The organism is Deinococcus aquatilis DSM 23025 (assembly GCF_000378445.1).
GTDB classification, from domain to species: domain Bacteria; phylum Deinococcota; class Deinococci; order Deinococcales; family Deinococcaceae; genus Deinococcus; species Deinococcus aquatilis.
The window spans coordinates 23,257-35,213 of sequence record NZ_KB899723.1; the positions used below are offsets into that span (position 1 = coordinate 23,257).

Here is an 11,957-nt window from a genome sequence, read left to right on the forward strand (position 1 = left end):
GCTCCTTTACATGCCTTACTTCGTGGAAGTGGCATGACCTTTTTGCTTTAGTGTGGCGATGATGTCAGAAACGACAATCTCGTTCCCCGCAGCTCGATTTTTCTCAGTGAATCCGGCGGAATACATTAGGCTGACTTCGCTGTAACCAAGATGATCCCCATACAATCTTTTTGCATCGGGTACATTATCATAAGACAGTATCCAGTGACCACGTAAGCGCTTCAAATTTTCTTTAAAACGTGCATGATCTCTTGCTAGGAAGATGTGTCTGTATAGTTGGTCTGCTTTCTCGAAAAAGGGTGGGTCAAAGTACCAAAGCAGGCTTTCCGGGGTTTCACGTGACAATTTCAACTTATTAATATCGCTGATGGTTTTGTCATAGCTCTGATGCCGCACGAAGCGCACCCTGTCGCGTAGCTCACTGAGTTCACTAATACGCCTACTCAGCGCTTCATGGTTGAAGCGGCAGTCGACCTTGTACTTGCTAGTCTGATGGTGTCCACCAATGGGGCCCACCTTCCTGTGCAGAATGCCGGAGAAACTGGTGCGGTTCAGGAACAGGCAGGCGTAGGCGCGGTCAAGATTGTTCTCAAAGGCGTTGGCGTGCTGAAGGTTTTTGATTCGATACCACTCCTCCAAGGTTACTTGTGCGTTCTGAACACGCTCAGCCAACTCAGTGGCGTCATCCGAAAACACAGTTGCCCAGAAAGCAGCGATAAGTTCATCTTTGTCTGCGAGAGCAATCTCCTGTGCGACGCCATTTTCAAGCATGGCGATGGATACAGCAGCCCCTCCGGCGAATGGCTCAACCAGCAACTTGATTTCATCACCTGATTGCTTGACCAACTCAGCAACAGTAGCGGCAAGGCGACGCTTTCCACCAGGGTAGCGCAGTGGCAGAAAATCACTGCGGTTGACGATGGCCCGAAGTTCTTTACTCATGCTGGGGCGATTCAAGCTTGGATCCATTTGCTGGGAGCATGAGACTACGGCGCTCAAAGTGATGGGTTTCAGCGGTTTTTTTCTCAGCGCCTCGGTTTCGGTAGAGGCGACAGGTAGAAAAGTCAAGTTGTCTCCTGATAACGCTCTTGATCGAAATGAAAATAGCTTTTGTTGTTCATGTTTCTATTCTATGTTTGTAACACGTTGTTGGGGTAAGGTGACGCGGTTCTGACGACTCAACGCCAGTAGACTGTTAAGCTATCAGGAATCGGAAACCGCACTGCCACTGTTATCCCCTGAGTGTGATCTGATATACCCTGTGGCTGTAGCACCGGTCTGCTGAAAGTCGATGGGACGTACAGGAAATGCTGCACGAGCGCGGCCTTCGGGTCAGCGTGAAACACTCAGGCAGCGCAACATTAAGTGCGCTTTCCTCCTCACCGAGGAACTGCGCCAGCGGGAACCCCAACGGGGTTCCCGCTGGCATCTGGACGAAATGCACATTCAGGTCGATGGGGTCAATTATTGGCTGTGGCAGGCCATTAATGAGGGTGGAGCTGTGCTCGACATTCTCCTCCAGTAACACCGCGATACCAAAGCGACTATCACCTTCTTCAGGAAGATCTTAAGGAAATTTGCTGTTCCATAGGTGATCCGCACTGACAAGTTGTGGAGCACGTCAAGGTGATTTCCGCAGCGCGCGGCACCAATCTGATCGAGCAGTCGCATTGACCAAACCGATGAAAGGAACGCGCTCAACGCGGGCTTAAGCGACGCATGAACCGGATTGAAGACCACGAAGTGCAGATGCCGTGTCTGCATCTTCTGCAAGTCAGCCTGGTCAACGTCAATACGTTGATGATGCAGCAGGTACTGGCAGGCCCTGAATGGCACGGGCAGCTCACGCTCGCAGCTTGCGGGCACTGACCCTACCGAAATGGCAACACATCAACCCGTACGGCACGTTTACGCTGAACATGGCATAACACTTGCCCATTGAGACGCCGATACCCTTATAGAGTACCCATTGCAGATGGCGGAAAACGGGGGCTTCGCTAGGTCACACCCTCTTTCAGATGGCGGTTCTCTTCCGGTTTGAGAACCTATCTTGGATGCCTGAACACTGACGTGGAACCTTCACCTGCTCGGATGACGCACCTACTTCGCCATGGAAGTGAGCCGCTACCGGGGCCGATCCTCGGTGGCCATTGACCTGCTGCAGAGCCAGTCACAAGGAGACCACTCGCTGCTCAGGGAGTGGAACGGGCCTTCAGTGGCAGCAACAGCCTTCCCGCTGGTCCAGCACCCGCAGCGCATAGGCCACGGCGGAGAGCAGTGTTGCGGTTGTCGTGCCCCCGTCCAAGCCCAGATACGCCACCGACTGCAACGCGTGGTAGGCCGCAGGCAGCGGCTCATCCCGCCCTGAGATCAAACGTTCATACCAGCCTTGGCCAAGCGCCGGCAAATCCAGGAACTGTTCCCCCGCCAGTGCTGCAATCTCTCCCGCATGCCGGTCCAGTTCCGCCGCGAATGCCAAGAGGATCTCCCGGGTCGGCTGGGTGTGATGTAAGGCTGGCGCAAATTCGACGGCTGCCAGCACTTGTAGGGTCGTCGCGACACAGGTCTCAAACGCCTGCTGATTCCGCAGTTGCGCGTGCGGAGGCTGAGGCAGAGCGGTCATCCCCTTCAGCATGGTACGGCACTGAAAGAGGTCAATAGGAGAAGAACATCACGCCTCCATAGGCCATATTCCTCTCAACTGCGCTTTCCCAATCCCTCAGTTCTATCTCGCCAATCCCTCAGTTCTATCTCGCCAATCCCTCAGTTCTATCTCGCCAATCCCTCAGTTCTATCTCGCCAATCCCTCAGAAGTATCGCTCTAGCCCCCTCAACAACGTCTTTCTCCCTCAGTTTTCCACGATAGAACTGAGGTGAACCAGAGATAGAACTGAGGCAACCAAGAGATAGAACTGAGGTGTTCGTGCGACAGGAGTGAGGTAAAGGCGAGATAGAACTGAGGCATACTCTGTCCCGCGTTGCGCCCCACACAATGCATACCCCCTGTATTTCCTCTCCTTGATTGACAATCAAATCATTATCTTTTCTTTGACTGTAGAATCAGATCAAGGTGGAAATCCGGATCAGCGAAATAGACCTCACCCGGGCCGGGATCATCAGCGTCCAGCGGGACCTGTCACCCACGGAAACTACCTGGGAAGTGGACTACACCATCGGTGAGGTGATGTACCGCGTCACCGGCAGCGCCTTCCATGGCCGTCCTCGGGGCAGAGATGCCGATATTCTGCTGGCCCTACAAACGTTCTTCTTCCGCTCAGGCTGCCCGGACTCCAACGGCATCGAGGTCACTGCTGCGCAAATTCTGACTCTGAGCGGCCATGCCCGCAACGGCCAGTACTACACCGGCTTGCGCGATTCCCTGCTGCGCCTGGGTGGAGTGAAGTGGACGATGATCCGTACCCAGTGGGATGAAAAAGAGCAGCGGCACCTGGGCACCACCATCACCACCGGAATCATCGCGGAAATGCAGGTGATGGATCAAGCTACCGGCTCCCACCGCCCTTTTGCGAGCCGGGAACTCAGCGACACGTCGCACATCAAAATTACCTTTGTTCCAAGTTTTGCCGCTTCCATCCGGGCTGGTCTGTTTCAGATTCTGGACGGTGAGCTGCTGTCCCGGTTGGGTCAGCCTCAGGCCCGGAGCCTTTACCGGGTGCTTCAGGCCCACCGGGTGACCCCGGATGGCTCCCTGGCCCGGGAACTGACTTTCTCCCTGCGGGACTGGTTTGGCGCTTGCGGGTTGGAAGACGAACGCACCGACAACGCCAAGCGGACGCTGGACTTGGCCCATGAGCGGCTGAAAGGCGAAGCTTACCTGCACGAAGCGATTTATAAGGGACGTGGCAAGGCGGGCAGCATCACCTACACCTTCCTGGCGGCGCCGGAACCGGAGCTGGTGGACCGTTTGCTGGACCGGGGCGTCACCCGTCCGGTGGCCGAAGCTCTGGCTGCCGACCATCCCCAACGGATTGTGCCCGCACTGCGGGTGATTGATGAGCGACTGGGCACGGGGTGGAAGCCGCGTTCTATCCCTGCGTCGGTGGTGGATGCTATTCGTAATCCTGGCAAATGGGGCTACGCGGTCACGGACAACGTCAGCAAGGCCCCAGCCAGGTCGAAAGCGGGTTCCAGTGAAGGGGCAATGGACGACTTGCCTTCCAAGCCGAGAGAGACGGCCCGGGTCTTGCTGAAACTGAAGTTGGGCCGAGTTCCCTCGGTGGCGGCGGCTGAAGCCATAGATCAGTTGAGCGAGGATGGATTGTCATCCCTGTTGGACGCACTGAAGCGGACCAAAGACCAGGCGCTGCCTCTGGTTCGGGCGCTGTTATCTGTCGACCTCTGAGTCTTTGCCATCCGTGCTGCTCTCCCTGTCATCAGTGTAAGTTCGAACCCAGCGGAATTCTGGTTTCGTTGCTTTCCATGGTTTTCCTCCAAAGTGCCTCACCCCGCAAGGGAGCAAGTGATTTTGGAAGGATTTCTTGGCGCATTAGCAATTGAGGACAGTAGCTTGCTCCGTAGCCTAAGGAACTTGGCAATGGATTGGCGTCATACAGTTCGCTAGCACGTGGATTGTTGACGGGCGCCATTCAAGCCAATCAACCATTCGCGCTCACTGCTGGACGCACCCAGGCCCTGTACCGCTCTGACGAGTACAGTACCTTTGTGAATCAGGGTGCGCTCACTAGCCGAGCCTTGCGGTACATGCTCGACAGGGACACGGTATGGGCCAGGCGGCTGCAACAGGAACTGCTCACCCCGCCTCTGCGGCTCCCCGCCGTCACTGTAGGTTCCCACCCCTGGCCTGAACTACCCGACCCAGCAATTGAGGACGCCACCGTGGAACTGCTGCGTTGGCAGATCGAAGCGTCCACCGGTCGCCCTCAACCTGTCACCCTCCATGACCTTTACCTCGGCACTGCTTCCTCAGAATGGGGCGCCCGACTTCATGAGCTTGCCCGGCACGTTCAGGGCCGGCGTGACCGTTTTCTCATCCAGCACGTGCTGACTCCTGAAGACCTGGCCCTCACCCTGCGCTGGGCTCTGGATTCGGTAGCTCCGGATCGGGTGACTACTGTGAAGAGCTCGGCAAGGAAGGAGCAACACCTGACGTGGTTGCTGGGCGCTCCCTGGCCGGATGCACTGCTCTCGTCAGCCAGCGTCGCCCGCCCTCTGGTCGGTGACGTCATGGTGGACGAGTGCCCTGTCTTTATCCGCGTGCAGTGCGGGTTGAAGGTAGAACTGCTCTGGCGACTGGTCTTGGGGGCGGCCGCTCTGGCCGCCTTTCATGCCGCCCCGACCCAGGCACCCAGGAAGATCCGTGTCGGACTCTGGAGCGTGCCTCATTCGACTCTCCTTACGGTGGGACTTCTGGATCTCATTCCAGCAGAAGCTCTTCCCACCCTCCTGCAGACGTTTGGGCCGTGGATCAGCCAGACCGACTGGCGGTCGCTCGGACAGGCCCGTTCGTCGGGACGGCTACCCGTGGGTGTCCTTCGGCATTTGCACCCGGTTCTGGCCCTGCAGGCCGTGAACAGCCAAGCCAAAGTGATCGGCGCTCGGCTTCAGCAGGATCCCCGGCACAGAGACGCGCCGTCCTTACGCCGGGAGCAGGCTTACCTATACGAAGTCAAGGCCCGCGCCGCGCAAGTCATGTTGGATCAGGGGGTGCTCCGGCCCGTTCGGCTGGATCGCGGCGCCCTGCTGGTGGTGGGGGAGACCTCCGTGGGGTCACGCGGGTTTCATCTCCCGCTGGAGCGCTTCAGAGCGTACGCTGCGCAGATGGAATCGGAGACCAGCAGTCTCCCCGGACGCATTCAGGATGCGGAGGTTGTTCTGGCGCAGTATGACCTGACGCGTGCCCTAGCCTTGCTGACCCGCATCATCGCCAGCAAGCGGATGCCGGACGGATGACGGCCGATAGTCCGTTCCGGCGATGGACGGGATCAGACGAAGTGCAGCCGTTGTGTTGTTTTCATTGAGTTAGGGGAGGCCAACTGCCCATGAACGACGTCGAGCCCGACCGACACTCCTGCGCAATGACCATCGTCCAGCACGCGGTCAGGCACGGTCACCCCTTTCCACCGAGTGACCGGAACGCGGAGGAACTGTGCACTGGAGCTCGAGCCCCAGTGCAACCCGGCGGCGACCTGTCCTGTGCCAACTGTGGGGTGGTTCGGGTGGCAGGGCCAGTTCTCCGGCGCGTCACACGGGGCCAGCAGGCACCTCGAGGCTGAGGAGGAAGCCGGCAGGCGTCCTTACCCCTCTTTTCTGAGCAGTGCCTGCCCCCTCGGCGTGACCTCGTATGCGTCGCTGAGGCCTGATTTGTCGCGCGCCTCGCGTGGCTTGAGGTACCCCTCACCGGTCGATTCGGCCGGGGTTTCCCCCATCCCCGCGGATCAACTCGACCTGCTGGAAGTGCAGCTGCGCTTTCCCTCTGCTCGCCCCTGCCTGGTCAGCGCCCTGCATCTGCACGACCTGACCACCACCGTCCCCAGCCGGCTGCAGTTCGCTCTGCCGGCGAATCGGCGGGCCATCACCCATGCTGGCATGCCCCTCGAACTGTTTTACTGGAACGCCGTCTCCTATGACCTCGGCCAGCAGGCACTGCCGGTCGCGGGACGGATCCTCACGACCTATACGCTCGAGAAGACCCTGGTTGACCTGCTGCGGCTTTCTCCCCGCTTCGGGCGGGAACTCTGCCTCGAAGGCCTCAAGAAGTGGTTGGGGTGTCCAGACCGCGACCGACGGGCGCTGATGGACGCCGGCCGGGCTCTACGGGTCTGGGGCATCCTCAGCTATGACCAGGATCACTATGCAGCCCGCCAGGGTGCGCGCCCGCTTGCAGCATCTTCAGCGCAGCCAGTACCCAAACATTTCTCCCCACCAGATGCTGCTCTACGCCCAGCAGGACTTCCTGGCCCATCTGGACGCCTCCGGGTACGCCGAGCAGTTCGTCCGTCCTCAAAGGGGCGCTCAGCCTGTTCGTGCGCCACCGCCCTGAGACGCCAGTCAAACGAGGTCGAACTCGTGGTGCCCAGTTCGCCGCGGCCACCTGCTTTTTAATGCCAACAGACCATCCCACCCGTCACAGATTAGGCGCTTGATCGGGATTCAGGTAACCAGCGAGCAAAACAATCAGCATAGAACACTCGTAAGCGGCCCCCAAGCGGTCACTGGCTTTGATCAAGGCGAGCAACTCCGTCCAAGCGCGACCTTGAACCTAGGATCGGAGCCAGGTGCTCTGGGTCGCCTGTAAGGCCTGGACGAACTGAAGGCGGGGGGCTCCCTTGCCCTGGCCCGATATCGAATACCATCCGGTCGCTCGCTGGATGGTGCAGGTGGTGGAAGACTGTTGTTGGCACCTACACCTACTGCCGGACTGGGGCACGGAGAGCGATTAGGGCTTCTGAGAGGGACGCCAAGCCGGTATAGAGCAGGCTTCCCCACGTCAAGGCAACCACGTAGTCCCAAGGAGTGCCCCATGGATTGTCTTTGAAGTAGACGGCCTGCAATCCAGAGACCACCGCCAGCACCAACGCTGACCAAAACAGCAGTGCGCCGCGCTGGGAGCGCCACAAGGCCACGTCTTTGCGTCCCCAGTCTGCAGCCTGGTCGCGGTCACCCTCCGCGTCCCGTGAACGGCCTGAGGCAATGCCTCCCGTGGCCGCTGTGGTTCCGAAAGTCTTATAAGCAAAGGCCACGTTACTCTGGGCGCTTGGGCCAGTGAGGAGACCCTGGGCCTTGGCCCGGTCATGCGCCACCAAGAAGCGGTCGTAATGAGCTGACAACCGGCGCGCATACGCGCCCATATCCTCAGCGGACAACTGCTTTCCCGGTGAAATGCCGGGTTTGTAGAGCGCCCGCTCCAACCCCATCAGAGCGGTCTTTGCTGCGGGCGCGCTGGCCACCTCAGTGTGCCAGCGGGGAAGGTCAAGCTCCTCCAGAAGGCTGGCGACGGTTGCCCCATCGCGCATGACGCTTAGCACACGCGTGAAGTCAGCAGGATCAATGCAGCGGTCAATCGTTTTAGGCTCACTGGCATATCTCGTGGCACCACCTGCCGCATCCCGTTGAGCAGGTGCACCGGGCTCACCTGCTCGCATTCTGGGCTGATATCCACCAGCCAAGTCATTTAAAATAGTGACGACCCCAGGCGAGCTCTGGACGGGATCAGAATAGGGCTGATATCCAGCAAACCGTCGCTCATACCAGAATGGGGGCGTTGAAGTGGCTCCCGAGGATGTGGTGCCGGGCGGAGTAACGAGGCGCAGATAGGCCGCCTCGAACGCGGACCACGAGGCCGCTGCTGCCCGCTGCTGTTCAAGAATATCTAGGGTAGGCGTACGTCCAAGGGTGACGAATGTCAAGCGCTTGTCGACGTTGGTGACAAACTGAGCCTGGTCGAACTGCAGGGAGTAGGGCCCGACATCAGGATAGACCTGTGGCAGCCCTGCGGCCCTTTCCTTGAGGTCGTTCGCAGCTGGCGCTACCGTACGCAGAAACTCTCGCCAAGCCGCAAAGAGTAACCCCAAGACGACCGCCAATATGGCAAACATCCAATGATGCTTCGTGGTGACGGTGGCGGTGACCTTACCACCGTTCACATCCTCCACCCCTTTGAGGACGCCGCTGTATGTGGTCGCCCACCACCCTGGAACGCCGGTCACTGTTTCACTCGACGTCTGGCAGACCTGTAGAGTGCGTCCCTCGGGGCTGATCAGGGTACTCTTGACTGCGTCAGCAGCGCAGGTGCTCTTCCTCCACGGCCACACGTACTCCACCCGCTGCAGGGCCGCATTGAGGGGTCCATTCTGAACAGGCGAAGGCGTCAGGGAGACCTGCTCTACGCCATTGGGGGCCGTAGACCAAAAGACGAGCGTTATGCGTTCGGCCAGTGGACCAATATGAAGGCAACGCGTTTCTGCAGCGGTTAAGCTCACCTTCCCCTGCTTCTCCTGAAGCGTGATTGGCACCAAGCTCGTCTGCTCTGGCCGCGCTTCAGGGCAAGCACCGAGTGAAGTAGAGACCCGCACCTGTGGCGGCAGGGGGGCGGCGTCCCACCCAAGGCGAACTTGTAACGAGAGGAGCTCCGGCGTTTGGTTCTCCAGCGTGACGGCGCCGTAGTACTGCTTTGGCTGATTCTCCACTGAATAGTTCGTGGCAGCGGTCGCGGTAAACGGCGGCGGAATGACGAGCGTTGCCAAAAGCCACAACGATTCGAGCATAGAGACTCCTAAACAGTAGCCTTAGTTAATATGGGGCCGGACTGCTTAACCCTTTCAACAGACCACAGACGATTTTCCAGAGTGCTGCACGGTACGGAGCGAGAACTTTGGGGGTGGATGACCGTTTCAGAGCTCTAGAATGGAATTCCACCTCTCTCCTGAGCAACTTCGACTTAAAAATTCGGGCGGTACTTCAGAACGCTGCGTTTGCCGCGGAGTTTTCGGTAGCCCCTCAGCTGCGTATGTGACGCACCCAGACTGATGAGCTGGTCTATTTTTGTGCCCCCTGGAAGAGAACCGTCAAGTGGGGCAAATGGCGCTGCGTTTTGAAGGCGAACCTGCGCCAACGCCCGTTTCATGGCTGGGCATAGTCCATTTGCAACCGGATCCTTGTAGGCTAGGGCATATTCCTGCAGCAACTTTTCGAGGTCAGCCGTGAGACGGATGAAACTGTTCGCTTGGTGGATGTCCCAACTCCAAGGGGTGTTCCAGCTAGTTTCGTCGGATCCTCGGTAGTCAATCAGTTCATTCCCCGAGAACCGATAGATCAAGCTGTAGCCGGCGATCATGCCGCGTCTCCGCAGCTCGGTCATCTGGTCGGCGTCCATGGCCAAGTTGGTGCCTCCCAAAGATCCGGTCAGATTGATGTGGGCAATACGTTCCGTATATCCCGGCAGGTTGAGCAGCGAATTGTCCGACCAATTGCGGGCAGATTCAAGAATCGCCAAGCCGTAGCCGAACAGACTGTTGAACGTATTGCGCGCCGTCGTCCAGGTGTTGTTGCCGTCTTTGTCTCGTTCGTTGGGTTCTTTCAGTAACACGGGACGAAGAAGCTGGCCATCACCAAAGTCTTTTTGAATGGGGGTTCCTGTCTCTGCGTTGACCGGCCTTTTTGGATAAGTGAGATTCAGACCGAAGGTCGGCTCAGCGGGAATGAGGTCATCAAACAGCCCCAAGGGAAAGTTGCTCGTCAAACCACCGTCGCCAAAATAGACGCGTTCTATACGCGCTCTGCCGGCGGGTTCAGGTTTCCAGCCCTTGGGCAGCGTGCGTTTGAAGGCCTCGCCCTCATGGAGTTCGTCCGGGTTATCAGGAAACTTGATCCAACTTGCGTAATACATAGGGACAGGAGTAAACAGCCCTGGAAAACTCATGCTCATCCTGGTGCTGATCAAGATGGGCAAGTGTTGTGCCGGCGGCAACCGATAATACGGCTCTTTGTCACTTACAAGCTGGATTTTCAGCTCACTGTAGGCGCAGAGATGATCGATTATTTCCTCTGGGAAGTACTTTCTGAGCTCATCTTCTTTGAAGTAGAAATTCCGATCATCTGTGGTCGAATGGTTGAAGGGAAAAGTGTAAGGACGACCAAAGGTCAGGTTGGTCACCACCTGTTTCAGATCAATGTCTGAGGCAACGTAGTCTCGGAAGAGGCGCCGCTCTTCTAGGGAGATGTTGCCGTATTTCAACCGATCATTCAGCCCACGCTGTTTTGTACTTTGGGCATCAAAAATCGCCCGGGGGTCACGTTCCAGCTCATAGTGTCGGGGTGCGAGGTGGCCGAATGTCAGGATTCCGGACGTGTTCAGGCCGCTGATCTGTTGAAGGTTGCGGTGCATCCATTCGGTGAAACGCTCTGGCTCGTCGACAGCTTCAGGTTCAAATCCGCGTGACAACCCGAATCCGTTGTCATTGAGCCGCTTCAGGCCGTCCACCAACGTGCTTTTGAGGAGACTGGCTGCGCCGCCGCCGGCGACCCAAGTCCCTGCTAGCATCAGGGCAGCGGAGCCTGTGGCGCGGCCTGAACTCAGCCACCAAGCGGCGCCCCCGACAGTCAGCAATGCCCCCAAGCCGGTAACCCCGGTTGGCAACGGGTGGGTCTTCAGGAGGGCGCAAACCAGTTGACCAGCGAATGCGGTTCGGCGCCGCCGAACATTGGAGTCTGCGTCCAAATTCTTCTTTTGCCTGGATTCAACGCTGGCTAAGGCCGAGATCAGTTCATATGTTTTTCGGGTGCCGTCATTGGGCGCAAACAGCGCTTCTAGCCGGGTCCGTGCCGATGTACTTTTGCCCTGTTCAGGCCGCTGACTTAACTCATCACTCTGCTTCCAGATAGTCTCGAAGCCTTTGTGACGGCCATTACCTGATGGTTGTTCGCGGCGGTAGTATTCGGCCGCTGCCGTGAATGCAGCGGCTATAGCGCCCGCCGACGTCCCTCCGATGTGTCTGAAGCGGTACCGGGTGGCCAAGACACGGATCGCTCCTGGGAATACGATGCCGCTGGTCACGCCACCTTTCATCACCAGATTGCAAAACAGCTCGGGGAGGTCTTCCGGGAACTCAGGTGGAGCCTCTGGTGCGTTCGCAGGGTTATATACAGCCCGCTGGGTCTTCGAGTCTGGGGCAGGAACGTTCCGGAAGGTCATGACAGCCTCCATGCAGAAGTCTCACACTCTGAGCGGTGAACGGCAGATGAGTCATAAATGAAGGCGCGGGCGAAAGCCCTTGCAACGTTATCCGGGTCACAAGGTTAATTTCGCCATTTATTACACCATATTTCACTGCCAAGGGAGTGCATCTAGGAAGATTGGGCCGGTATAGCCTCTTTTGATCTGCGACAGGTTGTCTCTGCGCCATGTCTTCGTAAAACCCAGTTCATGAGAGTCACGGCCCCTTTCCTAACAGTCAAATGAAGAGGCAAAGATGAAGGCG

Annotated in this window: 8 protein-coding genes; 4 read left to right on the plus strand and 4 right to left on the minus strand. The window is 58.0% G+C overall.

Annotation, left to right across the window (positions count from 1 at the left end; genetic code table 11):
* Nucleotides 1-15: 15 nt before the first annotated feature.
* The gene (locus tag F561_RS0115425; protein ID WP_019010864.1) at nt 16-1,068 is read right to left on the minus strand and encodes a DNA adenine methylase; all 1,053 of its coding nucleotides are present in this window, start codon (nt 1,066-1,068) and stop codon (nt 16-18) included.
* A 651-nt stretch (nt 1,069-1,719) separates the two neighbouring features.
* On the opposite strand from F561_RS0115425, the gene F561_RS28930 reads away from it, so the two are divergent.
* Entirely contained in the window at nt 1,720-1,869 is a 150-nt protein-coding gene (locus tag F561_RS28930; RefSeq protein ID WP_019010865.1) for a Tn3 family transposase, read from the plus strand.
* Nucleotides 1,870-2,212: 343 nt separating this feature from the next.
* Here the strand turns inward: F561_RS28930 and F561_RS0115440 are convergent, their stop codons facing one another.
* Nucleotides 2,213-2,623: a hypothetical protein gene (locus tag F561_RS0115440; RefSeq protein WP_019010866.1), complete on the minus strand. Its 411-nt coding sequence runs from the start codon at nt 2,621-2,623 to the stop codon at nt 2,213-2,215.
* Nucleotides 2,624-3,070: 447 nt separating this feature from the next.
* Between F561_RS0115440 and F561_RS0115445 the strand changes: the two genes are divergently transcribed.
* From F561_RS0115445 to F561_RS0115460, 3 genes are all read left to right on the plus strand, one after another.
* Nucleotides 3,071-4,363 carry a replication initiator protein A gene (locus tag F561_RS0115445; protein WP_019010867.1) on the plus strand — a complete coding sequence of 431 codons (1,293 nt, stop codon included), beginning with the start codon at nt 3,071-3,073 and terminating at the stop codon, nt 4,361-4,363.
* A 230-nt stretch (nt 4,364-4,593) separates the two neighbouring features.
* Nucleotides 4,594-5,931, plus strand: a complete 1,338-nt coding sequence (locus F561_RS0115450; RefSeq protein WP_245556545.1) for a hypothetical protein — start codon at nt 4,594-4,596, stop codon at nt 5,929-5,931.
* Between the two features lie 886 nt (nt 5,932-6,817).
* Nucleotides 6,818-7,021, plus strand: a complete 204-nt coding sequence (locus F561_RS0115460) for a hypothetical protein (RefSeq protein ID WP_019010870.1) — start codon at nt 6,818-6,820, stop codon at nt 7,019-7,021.
* Between the two features lie 367 nt (nt 7,022-7,388).
* On the opposite strand, the gene F561_RS0115465 is transcribed toward F561_RS0115460, so the two are convergent.
* Complete coding sequence (locus F561_RS0115465; RefSeq protein ID WP_019010871.1) at nt 7,389-9,245, minus strand: hypothetical protein; 1,857 nt, start codon at nt 9,243-9,245, stop codon at nt 7,389-7,391.
* Nucleotides 9,246-9,418: 173 nt separating this feature from the next.
* Complete coding sequence (locus tag F561_RS0115470; protein WP_169389521.1) at nt 9,419-11,671, minus strand: patatin-like phospholipase family protein; 2,253 nt, start codon at nt 11,669-11,671, stop codon at nt 9,419-9,421.
* Nucleotides 11,672-11,957 lie beyond the last annotated feature (286 nt).

Coding starts and splice junctions, on each gene's coding strand:
- F561_RS28930 (WP_019010865.1), top strand. CDS start 1,720: ATGAACCGGATTGAAGACCACGAAGTGCAGATGCCGTGTCTGCATCTT.
- F561_RS0115440 (WP_019010866.1), bottom strand. CDS start 2,623: ATGACCGCTCTGCCTCAGCCTCCGCACGCGCAACTGCGGAATCAGCAG.
- F561_RS0115460 (WP_019010870.1), top strand. CDS start 6,818: ATGACCAGGATCACTATGCAGCCCGCCAGGGTGCGCGCCCGCTTGCAG.
- F561_RS0115465 (WP_019010871.1), bottom strand. CDS start 9,245: ATGCTCGAATCGTTGTGGCTTTTGGCAACGCTCGTCATTCCGCCGCCG.
- F561_RS0115470 (WP_169389521.1), bottom strand. CDS start 11,671: ATGACCTTCCGGAACGTTCCTGCCCCAGACTCGAAGACCCAGCGGGCT.